This window comes from Paenibacillus doosanensis, from assembly GCF_025060755.1.
Taxonomy (GTDB): Bacteria; Bacillota; Bacilli; order Paenibacillales; family NBRC-103111; genus Paenibacillus_S; species Paenibacillus_S doosanensis.
Map to the genome: position 1 here is coordinate 1 of NZ_JANYUY010000022.1, position 22,681 is coordinate 22,681.

A 22,681-nucleotide genomic window follows, 5' to 3' on the forward strand; every position below is an offset into this window, starting at 1 on the left:
GAGTCTGGGCCGTGTCTCAGTCCCAGTGTGGCCGATCACCCTCTCAGGTCGGCTACGCATCGTCGCCTTGGTAGGCCGTTACCCTACCAACTAGCTAATGCGCCGCAGGCCCATCCGTAAGCCACAGCCCTGAATAAATTCAGAACCGTGTTTCATGATCCCCTCATGCGAGAAGACCAGCTATCCGGTCTTAGCTATCGTTTCCGATAGTTATCCCGATCTTACAGGCAGGTTGCCTACGTGTTACTCACCCGTCCGCCGCTAACCGTTCCCGAAGGAACAGTCCGCTCGACTTGCATGTATTAGGCACGCCGCCAGCGTTCGTCCTGAGCCAGGATCAAACTCTCCAATAAAGTTTCCCCCAGAAAGTGAAGATAAACCTGCCGAAGCATATTCCCATTACTTTCCGTGGACCCCATGAATCAAATCACGAGGCATTATCAGAGCTTGTCTTAAGCTCAAAATTCAATGCTAGCGAGAATTTTCATTCTCTATTTAACACTCACTCGTTGTTCAGTTTTCAAAGGACAATCTTACTTACTGCTTGTACTTTTCAAATCGTTATCACTAACGACCGGAATTTCAATATACCACATTTCATTGCTGTATTGCAAGTTTTTATTTTTTCCAATCCAGGGATACTCCGCAAGACCAGATGAATGAAACCAACATGTTCAACAACAGGTACACAATATACCATGTTGCGATAAGAATTGCAACTAAAATAACAATTCTCAGTTAACTAATCTGCATTTCCATATAACGGAACTGCTAACGCTTTCCTTCCCCCTTATACAGCTTCGCTAACCCCTATCTCCTCTATTGCCCCTTCTAATGGAACAAACGTTTTCATACAGTTTTCATACAGTATGCCATAGCTTCAAGCAGCTTGCGATATTCGATTGGAATCGGAAGCAAAACGGCTTAACGTTTTTACGAACCCATCGAGCTCAAACACTGCGGCAGTTATATGTGGACTTACCCCTTCCAATCGTGTTGGCTAAAGCCTAACGATTCCCAGCGATACGCGCGTTGCGTTATGGAAAACATAATACCATTCCATCATTATGGAGGTATGCCTTATGGATTCTCATTTTGCCGTCGCCCAATTATCGCCGGAGCTTTTATCGGAAATTCAGCAGCTGGAGAATAAATTAAGGAACAGCGCCAAAGAAAATATCGTACTAATCGCTTATGCGGAGAACGGTGCTGAACAAGACAATCACTCCCCTGCTTCACCCGTATGAAAAAATGGCTTCCCGTCCATTTAGGCAGGAAGCCTAATTCTTACCATCAGGTTGCTGTTTCTGATCCGATGTTTTCTCTTCCGGCACTACCCAGTTGATCCGCTTAATTCGAGCTTCCGACTGAATGCGTTCGTTGCGGCCGGCTTGAATCACGCTTGAAGCGGCTAATGCGTTCACCCTAATCAAGCCTACGTGGATCGCGGAGTCATCGTTGTTAACCGTCATTTCAATATCCTCGTTCGCTTTTATCTCCGGAATTTCCCGCGAATATAACGGAAATTGCTCGAAATTTAATTCCGTCTCTTTGGACTCCACAAACTTCGTCTTTCCTCTCATAATGGACAGCACTTTCGCTGAAGGTTCTATCTCTTTATTATCTCCAATTTGAATAATCGAGGAACGGGAGATGCTGTTAATATTGATAAACTGAACAAGAGACCAACGAACCATAGCGTTACTTGGCGGCAGACGGACCAACGGCCTCTATGGGAGGTGTGTCCGAAATAGACGAACATACGATCTGTTCGGTATCCCCGATTAAAAATACGGAGGAAATCGAAACTTCGACGATTTTGATTTCACCGACGGTTAGCTCTTTATTATTGACTTGAAAATTCATGAACCGTTCACATCCTTCTTCGGCAATTTACTGAAATAATGATCGATGGCTTTCTTTATATCATTCTTTGTTCTAAAAAGAACAGAGTCTTTTATCGAAGACAATTGATCGGTTGTAGCCCCCGGCTCCATTTGCTGCAAATAAAAATGCATTCGCTGCTCCGTTTGTTTCCCCAAATCCTGTAAAATCATTTGACGGTGCCAGGAATCGAGTTCAAGGCCCAACTGTTTTTGCAGAACCTCTATATGATTAGGCACCTCTTCATTGAGGTAACGACCGAGTTCTTTTTGCAGGACGCTGTTAAGCTCGGATGAAGGTTTGACCGGCTCTTCCCCTTTTTGCGCCGCTGCATCGGCATCTACGGCCAGATCCTCAATCTGCTGGGGGGTAATCCCGATATTTAACGTACCGTCCAGCTTTTCGACCTTGAGCTGATCGAATTTATATTCAATCTTATCGATATGAATTTGTTTTTGATCCTTCAATGAAGCGACTTCCGCTTGAAGCGACTTCAAAGCTTTTTCAAGCTCTGCCAGTTGGAGCGACTGTTTATGAATTTGGGAGTGCAGCTGTCCGACGTATTGAGTCCATTGATACCACGTGTTCATCATCACCTTCACCACCTCCTGCAGTTAGAATATGCAGCAAGGCGTACATGGGTGTTAGCCCAGAGATAACTTAGGAGGGGCTGGGGAAAGGTACGAGCGGTGCTGCGACCTTTTCTTCCGCCTCGGATTGGGCTTCCTTGCTCGCCGACGTGTTGTAATTATTGGATAAGGGCTTGATCATGCCCGCGCTGCCTATTTGCAAAATCGAAGAGTTGGACACGCTGTCGACCCGCAGCTGATGAATGACAATATGCTGATTGACAACCAGATTCATTAAACTACCCCCTTGTTCCCCACCGTTTGCTGGCTTGCATCGGCGACGTCGTTATCACTTGTATTCGTATTGCTGATGGCATTATTCGTTACCGGAAAATCGCCGACATTAAACGATCCCGAACCGGCAAAAATTTTGGATGTGCTTTCAGGAGCCAATTGTACGGCATCTCCGATCTGAACGATGGAACCGGCACCGACGTTTGAAATTTTAATATTACCGACAATCGATGGCATAAGCGTTCTCCTTTGTTCTTCTTGCTCCATTGTATGTAGTTATTTGCCCATGGGTACTTAAATGAAAAACCATCTTCCCAAAAGTATCAACATGATCGCCGCCTACATATGATAACAAAGGCATTTCTCTCGGAGGAGGATGGACCGGTGAACCGCAAAGATAACGATAATCAAAATCGCTCCCGCTGGGAAGCGCTCGAATCGCTTCTAGGAACAAAGCTGCCTGCTCTGCCGTCCAGCGAGCATATGGATCTGTGGAAAGACACGTCCTGGGTCGGGGATTACGTTCAAAACATGCTGGAGAAGAGCATGCCCAAGAAAGGGATGATCAACGCTTTCCAGCCCCAGGAAGAAGTATTCCAAACCCATAATTACGTTATTGTCAAAACCAATATGGAAAATAACTCCAACCCGATTGTCAAAATTAGAGCGGATCAAGTGAAGATCGACGGCCTGCGTAACAATAAATCGCAAATTATCCGGCTTCCCTGCCATGTGATCCCGCATCTTAGCAGAGCTTCCTACAAGGACGGCATTCTCCAAATCAAGATGCGCAAGAAAAAAATCAGCACGGCCTACCACGAAGTATCCGTCAGATATTTGTAGAACCGCTCCGGCAAGCCGATCATTCAAGGGGGCCATGCAAATGTACCAAATCATCATTGATTTATCCGACCGCAAGCTTTACCTACTGCAAGACAGCACCGTCGTGCGGGAATTCCCGATAGGGATCGGCAAGGAGCTCACCCAAACGCCGGAAGGAACGTATTCGATCGTCAATAAGGCGCCAAATCCCGGCGGCCCGTTCGGCGTATTCTGGATGGGTCTCTCCCGCCCCCATTACGGCATTCACGGAACGAACGATCCGTCGTCGATAGGAAAGCAGTCTTCCCACGGCTGCATCCGCATGTACAACGAGGATGTGCTGGCCTTGGCCGCTCTCGTTCCTATCGGCACCCGTGTCACCATTCGCCAATAGCGGCGTGTTTACCTAGAACAAATCCCCCAAAAGTGACGTGATGCTCTGAAGCTTATTCCGTCCGCATCCAGCCTAAGCTGGATCGGCGTCTAACCCTTCCTCTGGGATCGTTCTATGGGTAGACATTCCTTTCGGGGGAGCCCACGGATTTCCACAGGAAATTGCTACGCATCATTTCCTAAACAATAAAAAAACCACCCTGCTTGCGAACAAGCAAAGTGGTTCATGTCTGCCATGGTTTAGTTTTCTGTTTCCACCGTAATTTTCTCGGAAACCGTATCGCGGATCACCGTCATAATCAGCTGCAGCAAATAGTTAATGTCTTCTTGTGACTGGCGAAATTCGTTGACGATCGGAATATTATCGAGTTGATCCTGCAGCTCATCGATTTCCTTCTCAATTTTTTCTACCATCTTTTTGTTTTCAAACGATTCGAACGCGACGATTTCTTTTTGCTTCTTTTTAATCGCGCTGATAAGCACTTGAATTTGATCATTGGAAGCAATTTGCTTCTCCGCTTGTTGAAAAAACTGCACTTCGTTGGAAGTAGAGATCAATTCGGCAAGCTCCTTGGCTTTCTCTAAAATATCCTCCCGAACGATCATTTCGGTATTCGTGTAACATTCCATCTGACTGCACGGCGAATTCCCGTGGTGATGGTCATGATCGTGGTTATGATGTTGTCCCGACATGGTCGGTCACGCCCCTCAACATATAAAATTATTGTGCAACAGCTGCCGGCACCCATTCTCCTTTAATATACCAGGTTTGGGCGTCCGTAATTTTCACCGGCACAATCTTTCCGATCAAATCCTTAGGACCGGACAGATGAACGAGCTTGTTCGTGCGGGTACGGCCTGCCAGCACTTCCGCATTGTTCTTGCTCTCGCCTTCGACCAGCACGTCAAGCACTTGGCCCTTCATGCTCTCGTTGCTTTCCCTGCTGAATTCGGCAAGCACTTCGTTAAGCCGGTACAGCCGCTCTTTCTTCACCTGCATCGGCACATCGTCAGCCATACCCGCGGCAGGCGTTCCTTCGCGAGGCGAATAAATGAACGTATAGGCGCTATCGTATTTGACCGTTTTGACCAAAGAGAGCGTCTCCTCGAACTGTTCGTCCGTCTCTCCCGGGAAGCCGACGATAATATCCGTAGTTAAGCCGACTTCCGGAATAGCCTTTTTAATTTTGGCCACCAAGTCCAAATAATGCTCGCGGGTATACTTGCGGCTCATCCGCTTCAATATTTCGTTGCTGCCCGATTGAACGGGAAGATGGATTTGCTCCACAAGATTCCCTTTCTTCGCCAGCACCTCGATCAGATGATCGTCAAAATCACGCGGATGCGACGTCGTGAACCGTACGCGCGGAATGTCGATCTTGGAAATATCGTTCATCAAGTCTCCGAAGCGGTATTCGATATCATCGAAGTCTTTGCCGTAAGCATTGACGTTTTGTCCGAGCAGCATAATTTCTTGAAAACCTTGCCGCGCCAGGTCGCGAACCTCGGCCAGCACATCCTCCGGACGGCGGCTCCGTTCTTTTCCGCGGGTATAAGGGACGATGCAGTACGTACAGAACTTGTCGCAGCCGTACATAATATTCACCCACGCTTTAATGCCTTCGCGTTTTTTGGGCAAGTTCTCGACGATATCGCCTTCCTTGGACCATACTTCGATGACCATTTCTTTGCCGAAGAAAGCTTCCTTGAGCAAAAATGGCAGGCGATGAATATTATGCGTTCCGAAGATCAGATCGACGAACCCATGCTTTTGCAAAATCCGGTTTACGACCGCTTCTTCCTGCGACATACAGCCGCATACCCCCAGCACCAACGACGGCTTCTCCGCCTTCAAATGCTTGAGATGCCCCAGCTCCCCGAACACCTTGTCCTCGGCGTTCTCGCGGATCGCACAGGTATTAAGCAGAATGACGTCCGCTTGCTTGCGGTCATCCGTCGCCTTGTAACCCATTTGCTCCAGCAAGCCCATGATCGTCTCGGTGTCGTGCTCGTTCATTTGACAGCCATACGTTTGAATCAAATAATATTTGTCTTTCCCGAACGACTGCATATCCTCCGGAATTTCAAAGTTATAATGAACTTTGATATCTTCTTTCCCTCTTTTTTTCGCATCTGTAAGAGAAGGAGGTTGAAAATATATAGAAAAATCTTTTTCAGATTTATTCTTTGTTGTCATTAAGCGTTCCTCCTGAAATATACTGCAAATATCATACCTTTTATTATACCATTATCGCAGTATGAATTTCAAAGAAATTCGCTTGATTCTAAGATAATATAACCGCTACGTCTCCGGTCTTGACCCCGGCCGCGTTCGCTTCATCCGTATCGATGTGCATATCGAGCGCAAATTGGTCGGATACACGGGCCAGCACCTTCTCGAAAATCAACGCGCGTTCTCCCTCCACCTTAACCGTCAGCAGCTGCTTGTCGGCAATGCCCCAACGGGCTGCGTCATCCGTATGGAAGTGAATATGGCGCGCGGCTACGATTACTCCCTCTTCGATGTCTACTTGCCCTGCAGGGCCGATAACGGTAATTCCGGGAGTTCCTTCCGTATGTCCGGATTCACGCACCGGAGGATTCATACCGAGCGCAAAGGCGTCGGAACGGGACACTTCCAATTGCGTCTTGCCTCTGGCCGGACCGAGAATTCTTACTTTATCGAAACGCCCCTTAGGCCCTACCACGGCGACCGTTTCTGCAGCCGCATACTGCCCGGGCTGGGACAAATCTTTAAGCACATTCAACTGATAACCTTCCCCGAACAAGCGTTCGATATGTTCTAGCGATAGATGGATATGTCTTGCCGATACTCCGATAGGCACTTGTTTCATACGTATTACCCCCTGCGGTTATTAGTCTTATGCACCATTTTCCAGTATTTGCAGACTCCTCTTGATTATAACGTAAGCAAATAAAAAAAGCATACGGCGGAGCCGCATGCTTTTGCAAGTTTCATAAAATTATTTAAATTCCGCCATCAATTTCTCAAATTCTTCTTTGGTAATCTTGATGTTTTGTTTAGCCAACGCTTCTTCCTTGAAGCCTGCAACATGGCTCTCGTAGTTCGTTTTGCTATTATTTTGATAGATCAGGCCGGTCAGCAAACCGTTCGTTTCCATGATTTTGGTCATAGCCATAACGCGGTTGCTTGGATCGTAATCCGGAGTATCCTCCAGATCGACGATGTTTTCTTTAAACCAGTCGTATGTGTTCACTTTATTAAAAGTTACGCAAGGGCTGAATACGTTGATGAAGGAGAAGCCTTTGTGCTTCATACCCGCTTCGATCAAGGCGGTCAGCTGTTTCAGGTTGCTGGAGAACGATTGCGCAACGAACGTAGCGCCTGCGGCAATAGCTACTTCCAGAGGAGACAGTGCCGTCTCGATAGAGCCGGACGGCGTACTTTTCGTTTTGAAGCCTTCCGCACTGCGCGGCGACGTTTGACCTTTCGTCAACCCGTAGATTTGGTTATCCATAACGATGTACGTAATGTCGATGTTACGGCGAATCGCATGAACCGTATGACCCATACCGATAGCGAAGCCGTCGCCGTCGCCGCCAGCCGCGATAACGGTCAGCTCGCGGTTAGCCATTTTCAGGCCTTGCGCGATCGGCAGGGAACGGCCGTGAACGCCATGGAAGCCGTATGCATTAATATAACCGGAAATACGCCCGGAACAGCCGATACCGGAAACCACGCCCAATTGCTCCGGCTCCAAACCTACATTAGCAGCGGCTCTTTGAATAGCAGCCTGGATGGAGAAGTCTCCACACCCCGGACACCAGTTAGGTTTAATATTGTTGCGAAAATCTTTTAACGTTGCCATACTGGACTCAACTCCTGACAAAATGTAGTGATTTCTGCCGGCAAGAACGGATTACCGTTATATTTCAGCAAGTTTTTGATTTTATCTGCATAACCAACGTTCAATTTGATCAAGGATGCCAATTGAGCCGTTGCGTTGTTTTCGATGACAACTACCGTTTTTGCTTTTTCCAGATACGGCTGCAATTCTTCAACCGGGAACGGATTCAGCAAACGCACGGTAATATGGTTTGTTTTGATGCCTTGTTTGTCCAGACGGCTTCTCGCTTCGTCGATCGTACCGCCTGTCGAGCCCATGCCGATAATCAGCAGGTCCGGTTCAGCATGAGGAGCGTCGACCAGAATCGGGTTCGTCACTTTCACATTCTTCAATTTGCCGAGACGTTTATCCATCATTTGCTTACGGTTAATCGCGCTTTCCGACGGACGGCCTTCTTGATCGTGCTCTACGCCGGTAACATGGTGAATACCATATTTTTGACCCGGAACCGAGCGCGGGGATACTCCGTCTTCCGACAATTCATAACGTTTGAACATTTTATTGGCTTCCAGTTCAGGCAAGTCGCCTTGCACCAAACGCCCGCGGTCGATCACGATTTTGTTGTAATCGAGCAATTCGCTGGATTGTTTACCGAGAGAAAGCTGCAAGTCGGTCAGCAAAATGACAGGAACCTGGTATTTCTCCGCCAGGTTGAACGCTTCGACCGTATCATAGAAGCACTCTTCAATCGTGGACGGGGACAATACGATTTTCGGAATCTCGCCGTGCGTTCCGTAAATCATCGCGAGCACGTCGGATTGTTCTTGCTTCGTCGGAAGACCCGTACTTGGACCGCCGCGCTGCGTATCGACGATAACGACAGGCGTTTCCGTCATGCCGGCAAGGCCGATAGCTTCCATCATCAGGGAAAGACCAGGACCTGCGGATGCCGTCATCGTGCGCACGCCGCCGTAGTTGCCGCCGATCGCCATCGTTACCGCAGCAATCTCGTCTTCGGTTTGGATAACGGTACCGCCGAATTTAGGCAGCGCTTTGGTCAAGTATTCCATGATCTCGGAAGCAGGCGTAATCGGATATGCAGGCATGAAACGACAGCCCGCTGCAACGGCGCCCAACCCGATAGCATCGTTACCGATGATAAACAGCTTTTGCTTACCGTCTGCCGGCTCAAGCTGGAATTCAGGCAATGGACCGCCGTTCATTTCCAAAATAAACTCGGCCGCTTTGCGAACCGCTTCGATATTTTTTTCTACGACAGCCGGACCTTTGCGTCCGAACTCTTCTTCAACCGCTTTATTAAATACTTCCAAAGGCAAACCGAGCAAAGCCCAAGACGCGCCGGAAGCAGCCATGTTCTTAAATAGGGAAGTTCCCAACTCTTCAGCGATTGCTGTAATAGGCACAGGGAACAAACGAGCTTTAATGCCTTCAGGTACAACAGGATTAAATTTGGCGTCTGCTACAACTACGCCGTTCTCACGAAGCTCGTGCGCGTTCAAATCGATTGTTTCTTGGTCAAATGCAACAAGGATATCCAAGTCATCGGAAATCGCACGAATCGGTTTCGTACTGATTCTGATCTTGTTGTTGGTGTGTCCCCCCTTAATACGAGAGGAGAAATGACGGTATCCGTACAAATAATATCCAAGACGATTCAATGCCGTCGAGAAGATTTTGTCGGTACTCTCAACACCTTCCCCTTGTTGTCCTCCGATCTTCCAAGATAATTGGCTAATCACCGTTGTCCACTCCTTTTATTTGTCACTGACACTGCAATAGATCAACTTGATGCTTAAAAGAAATTTCACAAATGGATAAAAAATTTCTTTCAGTTGTCAACCAAATTTTATGACTTTGCATGCTAAAAAGCAAGTAGTTTCATCCAAAACGAAAGATAGTATTTTTAGATGATATCCATATCGTAAATAGATCAATCTTATCGGCATATATCTCCATTGAAGATGTAAAATTCACCCATGCGGAAGATTGACATGCAAAAAATCGTACCAGTTTCGAAAAAAGAACCCTTCGATCCATTCATCCTTGTAATATTTACTAAGATGCTGCGCCAAATGAGCGAATTCGCCTGTGTTCTCAAGCCCCGGAATCCATTGGCTGATGCCGTCAAAATCGGACCCGAGCACCAGTTGTTGTTCCCCTCCCAAGGCGCAAATATGCTCGATATGGCGGACCAAATCATCGATGGCGGCGCCCTTTTCCCTGACAAACCAAGGCACGAACGTGATTCCGATCACTCCCTTTTGCCGGAGCAGCGTCCGGATCTGATCGTCATCCAGATTGCGCGAGTGGGGACAAACCGCCTTGGCGTTGGAATGCGTGGCTACAAAAGGTTTTTGCGACAGGTCGGCCATATCCCAGAACGATTTCACCGACAGATGGGATACATCTAGTATTATACCCAAATCGTTGCATTCTTTAATAAACCGTTTGCCCTCCCGCGTAAAGCCTCCTTGGCGCGGCTCCAGAACGCCGTCTGCAGCCCAGTTGGCGTAATTCCAAGTAACCCCAATCAAGCGCACTCCGAGATGAAACAAGATTTGCGTGTACAAGGAATGGTTCCGAATCGCATCCGCTCCTTCCAAGGTAAGAATAGCGCCACAAGCGCTTCCATTCATTACGTTGTTAAGGTCGGTTCGGTTTCGGATCAGGGCGATTCTACCGTTTGCAATAATTTTCTGATAAAAAATATTTATATACTCCAAATAATGGTCAAAATTTGGTTGTTTCATACTCTCAGCCAAATAAATCGCGAAAAACTGGATCTTCACTCCCGATCGTTTCATTTTGGCAAAGCTTACATCCAGTTCTGCGTTCAGCGGATCATAGAAATCGATGCTTGAATTTTCAAACATTTTTAGCAGCACATCGCAATGACCGTCGATTATTTTCATTCGGACAACCCTCCCGGAATAGAAAAAACCTCTACCCGCGGCCCGTTAAAGGATCAAGATCGCGTTTAGAGGTTGATGGTATGGTGGATGGAACTTTCATGCGGCGAGCCGATCTCCGAAAAAAAAGAGTCTGCTCGCTTGCTGCTTTCATTCCTTTGTGGTAAAAAAACCTGTCTACAAAGTAAACAGGCGTTAAGGCTGCATAATCAAATAAAAGTTTCAGCAATTTATCTCGGTTCTACGATAAGCTTGATGGCCGTCCGGTCTTCCCCGTCTATAACAATATCGGTGAATGCTGGTACGCAAATCAAATCAACCCCGCTGGGAGCCACAAATCCTCGTGCAATCGCTACAGCCTTAATCGCTTGGTTGAGAGCCCCAGCCCCGATTGCCTGCAGCTCAGCTGCACCGCGTTCACGCAATACTCCTGCTAACGCGCCGGCTACGGAGTTAGGATTGGACTTTGCTGAAACTTTTAATACTTCCATGAAAAGTACCTCCTCGGGAATGATGGATTGCTTCCAGTACTAATCATATTCTAGGAAATTGCCGTTAATTCCTTCTTCCCGAAGATAGTAAATACTAAAAATTGCGAATTGCGCGTCAATTTATGCGCGACTGCCTATTTTTATTCGAATATGAATTGATCTTCGTCCATTCGGATCAGCCGGATTTTCGTACCGAGCCCCGTCGCCGGGTCCAAATCGATACAAACGGCATGAAAATGCCATTTGCCCTCATCTACGACGAATCTTACGGGCAGCTGGGTTTTAAATTTTTGCAGAACGGCCTGCCGGTCCATCCCCAAAATTCCGTCGCGCGGGCCGACCATCCCGACATCGGTTACATAGGCCGTTCCTGACGGCAAAATTCGCTCGTCATGGGTTTGAACATGCGTATGCGTACCGACTACTGCCGACACCCTTCCGTCCAAATGCCAACCCATTGCGAGCTTCTCAGAGGTAGCCTCCGCATGGAAGTCGACCAGTATATATTTATGCTTCTTTTTGAGCGATTCCAGGATGGCGTCCGCTTTCTCGAACGGGCAATCCAGCGGCGGCAAAAAAGTGCGCCCCTGAAGATTGACGATCACGAGCTCCTGGTCTTTAACTTTGATCGTCGTATGTCCGCGGCCGGGAGTTCCTTTGGGGAAGTTGGCCGGTCTCACGATCCGTTCCTCATCATCTATAAAATCAAAAATATCTTTCTGATCCCATGTATGGTTGCCCATCGTAATCCCGTGCACGCCAAGCTCGAAAAATTCCTTCGCAATTGCGGAAGTGATTCCTCTCCCTCCGGCCGCGTTTTCGCCGTTGGCGATAACCACCGTCGGATTATACTTGGCTTTGAGGCCCGGCAAACAGGCTTTGACGGCTTTGCGTCCGACCGAGCCTACGATATCGCCGATAAATAAAATTCTCATGGTACGACTCCCTTCGCTGTTGGAACATCCCTTTTGAGGGAAAAGAAAAGTGGCTTATTCAGCCACTTTTCATCTTAGTGTATGCAGTTGCTTATTTTGCATATTCGACCGCGCGGGTCTCGCGAATCACAGTGACTTTGATGTGACCCGGATAATCGAGCTCGCTCTCGATTTTCTTGGTAATGTCGCGAGCGAGACGGAACGCTTCCGTATCGTCGACTTTCTCCGGCTGCACCATCACGCGTACTTCGCGGCCTGCTTGGATCGCGTACGACTTCTCGACGCCTTCGAAGGACTCGGAAATTTCTTCCAGTTTCTCCAGGCGCTTGATGTAAGTCTCCAGCGTTTCGCGCCGCGCTCCCGGACGGGCCGCGGACAGCGCATCCGCTGCGCCTACCAGCATAGCGATGACCGATGTGGCTTCGCAGTCGCCGTGGTGGGATGCAATACTGTTAATGACAACCGGATGCTCTTTGTATTTCTTGGCAATTTCAACACCGATTTCAACGTGTGAACCCTCGACTTCGTGGTCCAAAGCTTTACCGATGTCATGCAGGAGACCGGCACGTTTCGCCAATGTCACGTCTTCCCCGAGCTCTCCAGCCATTAATCCGGTTAAATAGGCCACTTCCATCGAATGCTTCAATACGTTTTGTCCATAACTGGTTCTGAACTTCAAGCGGCCTAAAATTTTGATCAAATCCGGATGCAATCCGTGAACGCCGGTTTCGAATGTAGCTTGTTCCCCGTATTCACGAATCCGCTCATCCACTTCCTTGCGCGACTTCTCGACCATTTCCTCTATGCGGGCAGGGTGTATACGTCCGTCGGCAACCAATTTTTCAAGCGAAGTGCGGGCAATCTCCCTGCGAATAGGATCAAACCCGGAAAGAATTACCGCTTCAGGCGTATCGTCGATGATCAGATCGATGCCCGTCAGCGTTTCCAATGCACGGATGTTTCTTCCTTCGCGGCCGATAATGCGGCCTTTCATTTCTTCGTTAGGCAGCGATACGACAGAAACCGTCGTTTCCGCAACGTGATCGGCGGCGCAACGCTGGATCGCCAGCGTAATAATCTCGCGCGCCTTCTTGTCGCCCTCTTCTTTGGCCTGTTGTTCGATTTCCTTGATGAGCTGAGCCGTTTCATGGCGAACTTCCTGCTCTACGTTCGTGAGGATAATTTGCTTCGCGTCCTCCATCGTAAGGGCGGAAATCCGTTCGAGCTCGGCAACTTGATTTTTGTAAATCTCGTCGATTTGCGCTTGCGTTTCTTCGATTCTTTTCTCTTTGTTGGCGACCTGCTCTTCTTTTTTCTCTAGGGCTTCTAATTTTTTATCCAGCGATTCCTCTTTTTGCAACAATCGTCTCTCTTGTCGTTGTGTTTCATTTCGACGATCACGAATGTCTTTTTCAGCTTCGGTTCTGAGCTTGTGAATTTCATCCTTGGCTTCCAGAACCGTTTCTTTCTTCAATGCCTCCGCTTCTTTCTTAGCATTTTCTTTAATCTGCTCAGCGGCTTGCTCGGCACTCGAAATTTTCGCTTCTGCAAGGGACTTGCGGATAAAATAACCAATCCAAAAGCATAGCGCACCAACAACGAGAATGAGTAAGATCCAGATGGCCGGATGCATGATCCAGTTCACCTCCTCGTTGTTTCTCCAAGGGGTAAGCTTGGGACAGTATGGTTTTTAATCCGCATAACAAGCTTAAGATAAAGTAAAAATTGGCGATTTTACTTTGTGAATTTCCCGCTCAAGCATTGCAGGAAGATTCTGTGTATAAAAATATACATGATTATTTTATCTTTTGTCGAAGAAGCTTGTCAAGGTGTCCCCCGCAGAAATGATTGCTCCGGAACACGCCGAATCCCGGCAAGCCGCCGTGCGGCGCAGGTTTGACGGAATCGCATTTCCATTGTTTTATTCAAATTCATAGTCGGCTTCCTCCAGATCAAGCTCTCCGTAAGCTTGACCCAGCTCTCTTATGACGCGAGTGGCAATCCTCGATGAATATCCCCGGCGCATGAGGAAGCCGGCGGCCTTCCTTCTGCCCTTCAAAGGGTCCTCTGCGAAGTCCGAACGGTATTTTTTGAACGCCAGCTCGAAAGCGTACCGGTATTCCGTCTCCTCGTCTACTTGCTCCAGCGCCTGGGCGATATGCTCGGGTTGAAGCCCCTTATGCTGAAGTTCCTGCCTAACCCAGTTGCGGCCTTTTTTCTGCGAGCGAATGCGCTGCATGGCCAGCTGCTCGGCAAACTGACTGTCATCGACATACTGTTCCCGCCTTAGCCTCTCCAGCGTCTCGGCAGCCACCTGCGGATCGTATCCCTTTTCTTTGAGCCGCGCCTTCAGCTCGTATTCGGAGCGCAGACGGAAGGAGAGGAGCCGGATGGCGTCCACATAAGCCTGCTGCCGCTCCTGGGCCTGCGCAATCGCTCTGAAATGCTCTACGCCGATCTCCGCACCTTTGACCAGCCTGTGCTTGATCAGCACATCCTCGTGCACGGAGAAAGCGTATTGATCATCGATATACAGGTTATAGCGGTCTTTGACCCGCTTCTGTCGCTCGATCTTCGTTATCGTGCCGCATTGAACTGCGTCCTGCTGTTCGGTTTCCTTATCGTTATCCGTTTCCAATAGTCTCAAACACCTCAAATTGAAAGAAAAGGCACCTTATACCAAAGTACAGGCGCCTTCTGTTCCTATATTATTCAAATGTTATTCAAACGCTAGCAAATCCGCTTCTTCTTCCTCATCCTTCTCGGCGAGATCGGAGCCGTTAGCGACGATCAAGTTGCTGTTATCGCGGATTTTCTTTTCGATCACATCGGCGATATGAGGATTTTCCTTCAAAAATTGCTTCGCATTTTCGCGCCCTTGACCCAAACGGTCGTTGTTGTACGAATACCAGGCTCCGCTCTTCTGGACAATGTCCATCTCGGTGCCGATATCGATGATGCTTCCTTCACGGGAAATGCCTTCGCCGTACATCAGATCGATGTCGGCCTGCTTGAACGGAGGCGCCATCTTGTTCTTAACGACCTTCACCCGCGTGCGGTTACCTACCATGTCGTTACCTTGCTTGATCGTTTCCACACGGCGTACGTCCAAACGGACGGATGAATAAAATTTCAAAGCGCGGCCGCCCGGCGTTGTCTCCGGGTTACCAAACATGACGCCGACTTTCTCGCGAAGCTGGTTGATGAAGATCGCGATCGTCTTGGATTTGTTGATAGCGCCGGAAAGCTTGCGCAGCGCCTGCGACATCAGACGAGCCTGCAAACCGACATGGGAATCGCCCATCTCGCCCTCGATCTCGGCCTTAGGCACCAGAGCCGCTACGGAGTCGATGACGACGATATCAACGGCGCCGCTGCGCACCAATGCTTCGGCAATCTCAAGCGCCTGCTCCCCGGTGTCCGGCTGGGACAGCAGCAGCTCGTCGATATTGACGCCCAGCTTGCTGGCGTACGATGGATCGAGCGCATGCTCCGCATCGATGAAAGCGGCTTGTCCGCCCGCTTTTTGCACTTCTGCGATAGCATGCAGGGCAACCGTCGTTTTACCGGAAGATTCCGGACCGTATACTTCTATAATTCTACCGCGAGGGAAACCGCCGATGCCCAGCGCAATATCAAGAGCGAGGGAACCGCTCGGAATCGTTTCAACCTGCATGTGGGTGGATTCACCCAGTTTCATAATAGAGCCTTTGCCAAATTGCTTCTCAATTTGACGAAGGGCATTTTCCAGTGCTGCGCGCCGATCTGTCAAAACGGTCACTTCCTTTTCTCGTATTGGATACTTCTATGATAACTTGTTTTGTCTCTATTGCCAAGCATTTTTTACGAACATACATTCGATTGTCAGTCAAAATAAAAACCGCAACAAGTTGCCATTGTCACGGTTCTTCCGTAAAACTATTATATTACAATGCCGGGGCACTAATCAAGCGCTAATTTGATAGAAGCTTCCAGAGCCGGTACAGGGCGCTTCGCGCCGCCCGCAGCTTAATGATGTCGCGGGTGCCGGAGAGCGCCAGCTGCGCAACTTCGGTTGCGCAGCCCTTGCGGGCGATGCCGACGTACACGAGTCCGACGGGTTTGCCCTCCGATGTTCCCGGGCCCGCTACGCCCGTGATGGAGACGGCAAAGTCGCTGTCCGAACGCTGCAGCAGCCCCTCGGCAAGCAGGCGCGCGGCCTTCTCGCTGACGGCTCCCGGAGCGTCCGTCCCTTCGAGCACGTCCATAGGAACGCCCAGCAGCCGGTGCTTCCACTCGTTCGTATAGCAGACGATGCCTCCCTGATAGACGGCAGAGCTTCCGGGCACGGCGGTGATCATGTCGCTGAGCAAGCCTCCGGTGCAGCTCTCGGCCGCCGACAGCTTCAGCCCTTTCTCCTGCATGATCCGAACGATCGCCTGCTCCAGACTGATGTCCTCGGATGCATAAATGTAGGCCCCCAGCCTGCTGCGGATTTCCGCTTCCAGCGGGTCCAGCTTGGCGTCCGCCTGCTCTTTGGAGGCCGCGCGGGTGGTGATGCGGACCGCAACCTCCCCTTCCTTAGCATAAGGAGCGATAGTCGGGTCCGACTGCTCCTTGATCAGATCAAGCAGCTCGTGTTCAAGCGACGATTCCCCGATTCCGGCGAACTTCAGCATGCGGGAGTGCAGCGGGTGCACGCCGTCCAGCTTGGTCGAAATCCAGGCGGCCGCATAGCGCTCGAACATCGGCTTCATTTCCTTCGGCGGACCGGGCAGCAGCACATAGTGGGTCCCGTCCTGAGTCAGCGCCGTGCCGACGGCCATCCCCGCGTCATTCGGCAAAGGATCGCTGCCTTCCGGCATCAGCGCCTGCCTCCGGTTGCTTTCGACCATATGAATGCCGCGATCGCGGAAAAAAGTCTCTATTTTGTCCATCGACGGCTGATGCAAAATCAGCTGGCGGTTCAAATAAGCGGACAGCGCGTCCTTGGTCAGGTCGTCCTGGGTCGGCCCCAGCCCTCCGGTGCATATAACCAGATCGGCCCGTCCGGAAGCCAGTCCGAGCGCTTCAATCAAGCGCGCCTCATTGTCTCCCACCACCGTCTGAAAGTGAACGGTAACCCCCAGATCGGCGCAGCCTTGCGCCAAAAACTGCGCGTTCGTATTCACGATCTGGCCGAGCAGCAGCTCCGTTCCTACGGCGATAATCTCTGCCTTCATCTTCGACATCTCCTTCTCAAAGTCCGGGTTTTAGCGGGCAACAAAAAAACAATAGGATAAACCTACTGTTTTTCAATCGCTGAAATTCAGGACATGCTTATTTTTTACGAAATAATCGAAACCGGAATAGACCGTGATGATTGCCGCGATCCAGCTGGCGAACATATCGAAGCGGAAATTGATGAAGGCAAACGGAAAATTATTGATCAGCAAAGCGATAATCGCCGTAATCTGCGTCGCCGTCTTCCATTTCCCCCATTTGCTCGCCGCGATGACATGGCCTTCCACGAGCGCGATTTGGCGCAAGCCGGTTACCGCGAATTCGCGGCTGATGATGACGATCGCAATCCAGGCGCCCAGCTTGCCCATTTCCACCAGAGAAATGAGCACGGCGGACACAAGCAGCTTATCCGCGAGCGGGTCCAGCAGCTTCCCAAGATTGGTGACCAGCTTGCGCTTGCGCGCAATGTAGCCGTCCAGACTGTCCGTGCTGGCGGCTACGATAAAGATCAATGCGGCAATGATCTGGTTGTAGGTAATAACGAATTGCTCGATTCGGATATGAGGAAACTTCACGTTCACCAGCAGAAAAAACATGATGATGGGAACTAAAAAGATCCTTGCCAAAGTGATCCGATTGGCCAGGTTCATGCCACAACCTCCCCGGATAAATCAAACTCGAACGAATGGGTAATACGAACCTTGGCTAATTCACCGATTTGGAGCTGAGCGCCTTTTACGAACACCTCTCCGTCGATTTCCGGAGCGTCGTATTGCGTCCGGCCGACATATACGTCGCTTCTGCCGTCATACTTCTCGATCAGCACGTCGACGACTTGACCGATCCGGCTGCCGTTGCGCAGATTCGAAATTTCGCGCTGAATTTCCATCAGCGTGTTGGCGCGGTACTCCTTGACTTCATCAGGCACCTGGTCAGGCAAGCGGGACGCCGGCGTATCTTCCTCCTTGGAATAAGAGAACACGCCCAGACGGTCGAATTCCACCTCGCGGATAAACTGCTTCAAATTCTCGAAATCCTGCTCCGTCTCTCCCGGGAAACCGACGATCAGCGAAGTTCGCAAGGATACGTTCGGGATTCTGGCGCGAATCTTGTTAATAAGCTCCCGCGAATCCCGCTGTCTGCCCGGTCTTCTCATCCGTTTCAGAATGCTGTCTTCGCTATGCTGCAAAGGCATGTCGACATACTTGCACACTTTCGGGTTGTTCGCGATCGTATCGATCAGCTCATCGGTGAAAAATCCGGGATAAGCGTAATGCAAGCGCACCCAGTCGATGCCCGGCACTTCGCTGACCCGGTTCAACAGCGCGGGCAGCATGAAGCCGTCGTACAAGTCCGTGCCGTAGTTGGTCGAATCTTGTGCGATCAGACTGATTTCTTTGACGCCCTGCGCGGCAAGCTGCTCTACCTCTGCAATAACGGACTCGATACTCCGGCTGCGGAATTTGCCCCGCATGATCGGAATACTGCAGAAGGTACAGGCATTATCGCAGCCCTCGGCGATTTTGACGTAAGCGGTGTAGCGGGGAGTCGCTACGCGTCTGGGCAGCGAAGCCTCGTAATTAAAGATAGGATTGCCGACGTGGATCGGCTTTTTGCCGGCCAGCGCTTCATCGACGATCTCGTTGATTTTATAAAAATCACCCGTACCGACGATCCCGTCAATCTCGGGCATCTCCTTCATCAGCTCTTCCTTGTACCGCTGCGTAAGGCATCCGGATACGATCAATGCCTTCAAATTCGCCGTCTGCTTCAGATCGGCCATATCGAGAATGGTATTTACCGATTCCTCTTTGGCGGCGTCGATAAATCCGCATGTATTGACAATGATAACGGTGGCCTCTTCTTTATCGTCGACCAATTCATAGCCGCGCCCGTGAACCAAACCTGACATAATCTCCGAATCGACCAGGTTTTTCTCGCAACCAAGCGTAACTACCTTCACTTTCTCTGTCATGTAAAATCCTCCAATGTTCAAGCCCTACTATTTTGTCTCAAGTATAATACATGGGTATAAAGAGTGTCAAAAAAGGGCCCTCGCAGCCGCATAAAGCTAGGAGCAAGGGCAAACGCTCCCGAAAAAGCTTACCTGAAGTTCAGAAACTGCAGTTCCAAAGGCAAGTCCGCCTTGCGGAGAAGCTGGATAATTTGCTGCAAATCATCCTTGTTTTTACCGGTTACGCGGATTTGTTCTCCTTGAATCTGACTCTTCACCTTCAGCTTAGAGTCGCGGATAAGGATGTTGATCTTCTTGGCATTGTCTTGATCGATGCCTTGCTTCAGCTTGATCCGCTGGCGAACCGTTCCTGAAGAGGCTCCCTCTACCTTGCCGTACTCCAGATTTTTCAAGGCGATGCCTCTCTTGGCCATCTTGGAGTGAAGTATATCGAGCACGTTCTGCAGCTTGAATTCATCGTCGGAGACAATGACCAGCTCCTCCTTCTCCAGAGCGATGCTGCTCTTGCTGTTCTTAAAATCAAAGCGGGTCGAAATCTCTTTCTCCGCCTGGTTAATCGCATTGTTCAATTCCTGCATATCCATTTTGGAGACAATATCAAACGAACTTTCGGAACTCATTCTTCACTCATCCTTTATCCTGATTTTTCCTCTACCCAGAGAATAACACAAAAAGACACCTTAGCCAACGCTTTCGGGTGCCTTTCCTTGCTTGCATCAACTTTCGGGCTGCGCGCTTCCTCATCAGACTGCCCGAAAAGCGCAGCCCATAAACCTTATGCTTTGGCCAAATCGATCTGAATCCGCTTCGCGTTCGGCGTATCGCCGACCGTAATCGACGTGCCGTTCACCGTAAGCTCGACCGCGTTGGATCGTCCGAAGATCATAAACGCCGAATTGTCGAGTTCCCAATTAGGAGCCTCACCGCTCGTGTAAGTTCCTTGTTCGAGAGTCTTCCGCGTTTCTCCCAGCGAATCGATCTGTACCCAGCAGGCGTCGCCGGTAACCTTCATTTCGATTTTCAGCTTGTCGGTATTGCTGACCGAATAGAAGTCGGTTCCGTTCTGGCTTTTCACGAGCTTAACATCGACCTGCGGCGCCGGTGGCGGGGTCGGTGTAGGAGTAGGCGTCGGCGTCGATGCATTCAGCGAAATTCCGTATGTATCGCCTGTCACCGAAGCGGGCTCCCCCTTATCCGTCACCCGGTTAGGCTCGTTCGAAGCGCCCGCTTCCTGCTGCTTGCCGTTATAATTCGCATTGATATAGTAATAGATGATCCCCAGAATGAGAATTACAAAGGAAACCATCATGATCGTCGAAGCGTATTTCCCGATCTTTTCCGTGTTTCGCCCCGTTCTTTTGGCCCGGATCGGCTCGATATGCTCAGGCTCGGGAGTCGGAATCACGTTTTGATACATACGAAGCACTTCGTTCGGGTCCATTCCCACCGCTTCCGCGTAGCTCTTGATAAAAGCCCGCACATAGAAATTGCCCGGCAAGACCTTATAGTCCCCGTCCTCGATCGCTTCCAGATAACGTTTGCGAATCTTCGTCGTTTCTTCCAATTGTTCCAGCGATATTTTTTTATCCAACCTTGCCTTTCGCAGCAGTTGGCCAAGATCCGTCATGTTGTCACCCTCTTTCCGTTGCGGCTGATATGTTCGTATTAATATTCATCGAACCCGCTGATAAAGCTTTCGTACGAAATTTCTTCATCCGGGTTGTTGCGCAGCTCCACGATATAGTTAAAATCATCGTAGGTGTACTGGGATTCGCGGATAAAAATATCCGGATGCTCGATGACCTTAGTGGAAGGCATGCTCATAATTTCCTGCAGAAGCACATGATGCTTCTCATTCGAGCGAATCGTCGAAACGATCCCGTCGATAATAAATACGTTATTCGCATTCATCTCATCTTCCGACAGCTGACTGCGCACGGTTTGTCTAAGCAGCGTCGACGAAACGAACGTCCAGCGTTTATTGGAACATACGCTGCCTGCGATGATCGACTCGGTCTTGCCTACGCGGGGCATTCCTCTTAGTCCGACAACCTGATTGCCTTCCTGCTTGAAAATTTCCCCCAGAAAGTCGACCAACAAGCCAAGCTCATCGCGGGTAAAGCGGAAGGTTTTACGGTCATCCGAGTCCCGTTCGATATAGCGTCCGTGGCGGACGGCCAAAATATCTACCAATTTGGGTTCCCTAAGGGCCGTTATAGTTATATTATCCACTTTTTTCAACATTTTACCCATTAATTCGATTTTTTCATTATCATTGGTTTGCAGCAGCATGCCGCGAGTGCGGTCCTCTACCCCGTTAATCGTCACGATGTTTATATCGAGCATCCCCATCAAGGAAGCGACATCTCCCAACAGACCGGGACGGTTTTTATGAATTCGGTATTCCATGTACCATTGCTTCGTTTCCATTATTTACACCTCGTCGTTGATGTTCAGTGCGCATCTTTTCATATTTTGTAACATCTTACGAAAATATTCTACAAAATTCGCTAAATTCCTTCTCGTTTTCAGAAAAAGTTTACTGCGGCTTGTTAATCGTAATTTCTTGATCCGTATAGTTTTGAATTCCCGGCGTCCACCGTTTATTTTTCATCTGGTCCAAAATACCGTTAAGCACGGTATCCCATTTCAGCGCGACCGAGGTCGCGGCCATATTCATCACGGGTACCTGCAAATTTTTCATCCGCTGCAGCACGTTCGCCTCCAGCGGCGAGTATACCGCTATCCAGTCAGGAGCATGCTGCTTCACCTGATTTTGAAATTGCGGGTACCATCCCTCAGCATCGGAGAGCGAAATATATTCCGCTTCCTCCGAAGGAGCCCATTCGGATGGGATCGGATTGGCCGATGCGGTAACCCATTCAATCGCTTTGCCCATAGCCTGCTGCTGTTTGACCCATTCGCCCCATTGGGAACGCATGAACTCCGCGCCGCTTCTCTTCCATTCCAGATTGGTAGCCGATACCGGCGTTTCAGTACGATCGATCGCGTTATCCAGCAAAATCCACTTTTTGTCCGGAGTCGTTCCGATATAAGGCAAAACCTGCTGATTGAGGCCATTGCCCGCTACGATGATGTAATCATAAGCTACGGAATGAATTTTATTAACCTGCTCTTCGGACAAGGACGTGACATCCGGGAGCCATTCATTCGCAATAAACTCTTTGTCCTTCCAAGACGACAACGTTTTGGAAATCAACGACTTGGTCGTATCCGGCAAATTCGGCTCCGTAATGAGAAGCACGGATTGTTTGTTTTGCAAAAGCGCCGGGTCGATTGCGGGTATATTTTTACCGCAGCCGCTAACAATGAATAGTACGCACATTATGATTGCT

General features: G+C 49.5%; 26 protein-coding genes and 1 rRNA gene. 3 read left to right on the forward strand and 24 right to left on the reverse strand.

Annotated elements, in window-relative coordinates; genetic code table 11:
* Positions 1-353, reverse strand: a 16S ribosomal RNA gene (locus N0M98_RS16725); the annotation flags it as partial.
* Between the two features lie 729 nt (positions 354-1,082).
* On the opposite strand from N0M98_RS16725, the gene N0M98_RS16730 reads away from it, so the two are divergent.
* The gene (locus tag N0M98_RS16730) at positions 1,083-1,247 is read left to right on the forward strand and encodes a hypothetical protein (RefSeq protein ID WP_249862891.1); all 165 of its coding nucleotides are present in this window, start codon (positions 1,083-1,085) and stop codon (positions 1,245-1,247) included.
* A 33-nt stretch (positions 1,248-1,280) separates the two neighbouring features.
* Here N0M98_RS16730 and N0M98_RS16735 read toward each other — a convergent pair whose 3' ends face one another.
* The 5 genes from N0M98_RS16735 to N0M98_RS16755 all read right to left on the reverse strand — a co-directional run bounded on the left by N0M98_RS16735 (position 1,281) and on the right by N0M98_RS16755 (position 2,984).
* On the reverse strand, positions 1,281-1,697 hold the full coding sequence (locus N0M98_RS16735; protein ID WP_249862890.1) for a spore germination protein GerPE: 417 nt from the start codon (positions 1,695-1,697) through the stop codon (positions 1,281-1,283).
* Between the two features lie 4 nt (positions 1,698-1,701).
* Positions 1,702-1,866 carry a spore germination protein GerPD gene (locus N0M98_RS16740; protein ID WP_249862889.1) on the reverse strand — a complete coding sequence of 55 codons (165 nt, stop codon included), beginning with the start codon at positions 1,864-1,866 and terminating at the stop codon, positions 1,702-1,704.
* Complete coding sequence (gene gerPC / locus N0M98_RS16745; RefSeq protein WP_259618596.1) at positions 1,863-2,477, reverse strand: spore germination protein GerPC; 615 nt, start codon at positions 2,475-2,477, stop codon at positions 1,863-1,865. The genes N0M98_RS16740 and gerPC overlap by 4 nt, the downstream gene beginning before the upstream one ends.
* A gap of 67 nt (positions 2,478-2,544) precedes the next feature.
* A complete protein-coding gene (locus N0M98_RS16750) occupies positions 2,545-2,748 on the reverse strand; it encodes a spore germination protein GerPB (protein ID WP_259618597.1) in 204 nt (67 codons plus the stop codon).
* Positions 2,748-2,984, reverse strand: coding sequence for a spore germination protein (locus tag N0M98_RS16755; protein ID WP_249862887.1), 237 nt, complete (start codon positions 2,982-2,984; stop codon positions 2,748-2,750). The genes N0M98_RS16750 and N0M98_RS16755 overlap by 1 nt, the downstream gene beginning before the upstream one ends.
* Positions 2,985-3,131: 147 nt before the next feature.
* On the opposite strand from N0M98_RS16755, the gene N0M98_RS16760 reads away from it, so the two are divergent.
* Complete coding sequence (locus N0M98_RS16760) at positions 3,132-3,590, forward strand: Hsp20/alpha crystallin family protein (RefSeq protein ID WP_259618598.1); 459 nt, start codon at positions 3,132-3,134, stop codon at positions 3,588-3,590.
* A 34-nt stretch (positions 3,591-3,624) separates the two neighbouring features.
* Positions 3,625-3,963: a L,D-transpeptidase gene (locus N0M98_RS16765; protein ID WP_259618599.1), complete on the forward strand. Its 339-nt coding sequence runs from the start codon at positions 3,625-3,627 to the stop codon at positions 3,961-3,963.
* A gap of 239 nt (positions 3,964-4,202) precedes the next feature.
* On the opposite strand, the gene N0M98_RS16770 is transcribed toward N0M98_RS16765, so the two are convergent.
* The 18 genes from N0M98_RS16770 to N0M98_RS16855 all read right to left on the reverse strand — a co-directional run bounded on the left by N0M98_RS16770 (position 4,203) and on the right by N0M98_RS16855 (position 22,671).
* Entirely contained in the window at positions 4,203-4,592 is a 390-nt protein-coding gene (locus N0M98_RS16770) for a YlbF/YmcA family competence regulator (protein ID WP_249866521.1), read from the reverse strand.
* Positions 4,593-4,683: 91 nt separating this feature from the next.
* Positions 4,684-6,159, reverse strand: coding sequence for a tRNA (N6-isopentenyl adenosine(37)-C2)-methylthiotransferase MiaB (gene miaB / locus N0M98_RS16775; RefSeq protein WP_249862884.1), 1,476 nt, complete (start codon positions 6,157-6,159; stop codon positions 4,684-4,686).
* Between the two features lie 88 nt (positions 6,160-6,247).
* Positions 6,248-6,817, reverse strand: a complete 570-nt coding sequence (pduL, locus tag N0M98_RS16780) for a phosphate propanoyltransferase (RefSeq protein WP_259618600.1) — start codon at positions 6,815-6,817, stop codon at positions 6,248-6,250.
* A 129-nt stretch (positions 6,818-6,946) separates the two neighbouring features.
* The gene (locus tag N0M98_RS16785; protein WP_249862882.1) at positions 6,947-7,813 is read right to left on the reverse strand and encodes a 2-oxoacid:ferredoxin oxidoreductase subunit beta; all 867 of its coding nucleotides are present in this window, start codon (positions 7,811-7,813) and stop codon (positions 6,947-6,949) included.
* Positions 7,801-9,552, reverse strand: a complete 1,752-nt coding sequence (locus N0M98_RS16790) for a 2-oxoacid:acceptor oxidoreductase subunit alpha (RefSeq protein WP_259618601.1) — start codon at positions 9,550-9,552, stop codon at positions 7,801-7,803. The genes N0M98_RS16785 and N0M98_RS16790 overlap by 13 nt, the downstream gene beginning before the upstream one ends.
* 231 nt (positions 9,553-9,783) lie before the next feature.
* The gene (locus tag N0M98_RS16795) at positions 9,784-10,725 is read right to left on the reverse strand and encodes a dipeptidase (protein WP_259618602.1); all 942 of its coding nucleotides are present in this window, start codon (positions 10,723-10,725) and stop codon (positions 9,784-9,786) included.
* A 227-nt stretch (positions 10,726-10,952) separates the two neighbouring features.
* Positions 10,953-11,213 (reverse strand): stage V sporulation protein S, encoded by a 261-nt coding sequence (locus N0M98_RS16800; RefSeq protein WP_005550495.1) that lies wholly within the window; start codon positions 11,211-11,213, stop codon positions 10,953-10,955.
* Positions 11,214-11,353: 140 nt separating this feature from the next.
* Positions 11,354-12,148 carry a TIGR00282 family metallophosphoesterase gene (locus tag N0M98_RS16805; protein ID WP_249862879.1) on the reverse strand — a complete coding sequence of 265 codons (795 nt, stop codon included), beginning with the start codon at positions 12,146-12,148 and terminating at the stop codon, positions 11,354-11,356.
* Between the two features lie 91 nt (positions 12,149-12,239).
* The gene (gene rny / locus N0M98_RS16810) at positions 12,240-13,781 is read right to left on the reverse strand and encodes a ribonuclease Y (RefSeq protein ID WP_249862878.1); all 1,542 of its coding nucleotides are present in this window, start codon (positions 13,779-13,781) and stop codon (positions 12,240-12,242) included.
* A gap of 288 nt (positions 13,782-14,069) precedes the next feature.
* On the reverse strand, positions 14,070-14,786 hold the full coding sequence (locus N0M98_RS16815; protein ID WP_259618603.1) for a RecX family transcriptional regulator: 717 nt from the start codon (positions 14,784-14,786) through the stop codon (positions 14,070-14,072).
* Positions 14,787-14,867: 81 nt separating this feature from the next.
* Positions 14,868-15,920, reverse strand: coding sequence for a recombinase RecA (gene recA / locus N0M98_RS16820; RefSeq protein ID WP_283942798.1), 1,053 nt, complete (start codon positions 15,918-15,920; stop codon positions 14,868-14,870).
* Positions 15,921-16,101: 181 nt separating this feature from the next.
* Positions 16,102-17,349 carry a competence/damage-inducible protein A gene (locus tag N0M98_RS16825; RefSeq protein ID WP_259618604.1) on the reverse strand — a complete coding sequence of 416 codons (1,248 nt, stop codon included), beginning with the start codon at positions 17,347-17,349 and terminating at the stop codon, positions 16,102-16,104.
* Positions 17,350-17,421: 72 nt separating this feature from the next.
* Positions 17,422-18,000, reverse strand: coding sequence for a CDP-diacylglycerol--glycerol-3-phosphate 3-phosphatidyltransferase (gene pgsA, locus N0M98_RS16830; RefSeq protein ID WP_259618605.1), 579 nt, complete (start codon positions 17,998-18,000; stop codon positions 17,422-17,424).
* Positions 17,997-19,325, reverse strand: a complete 1,329-nt coding sequence (gene rimO, locus N0M98_RS16835; RefSeq protein ID WP_259618606.1) for a 30S ribosomal protein S12 methylthiotransferase RimO — start codon at positions 19,323-19,325, stop codon at positions 17,997-17,999. The genes pgsA and rimO overlap by 4 nt, the downstream gene beginning before the upstream one ends.
* A 128-nt stretch (positions 19,326-19,453) precedes the next feature.
* Entirely contained in the window at positions 19,454-19,945 is a 492-nt protein-coding gene (locus N0M98_RS16840; protein ID WP_249862872.1) for a YajQ family cyclic di-GMP-binding protein, read from the reverse strand.
* A 155-nt stretch (positions 19,946-20,100) separates the two neighbouring features.
* Positions 20,101-20,952 carry a helix-turn-helix domain-containing protein gene (locus N0M98_RS16845; protein WP_249862871.1) on the reverse strand — a complete coding sequence of 284 codons (852 nt, stop codon included), beginning with the start codon at positions 20,950-20,952 and terminating at the stop codon, positions 20,101-20,103.
* 38 nt (positions 20,953-20,990) lie between these two features.
* Positions 20,991-21,755, reverse strand: a complete 765-nt coding sequence (locus N0M98_RS16850) for a DUF3388 domain-containing protein (RefSeq protein WP_249862870.1) — start codon at positions 21,753-21,755, stop codon at positions 20,991-20,993.
* 109 nt (positions 21,756-21,864) lie between these two features.
* A complete protein-coding gene (locus tag N0M98_RS16855) occupies positions 21,865-22,671 on the reverse strand; it encodes a hypothetical protein (protein ID WP_259618607.1) in 807 nt (268 codons plus the stop codon).
* Positions 22,672-22,681: the final 10 nt, after the last annotated feature.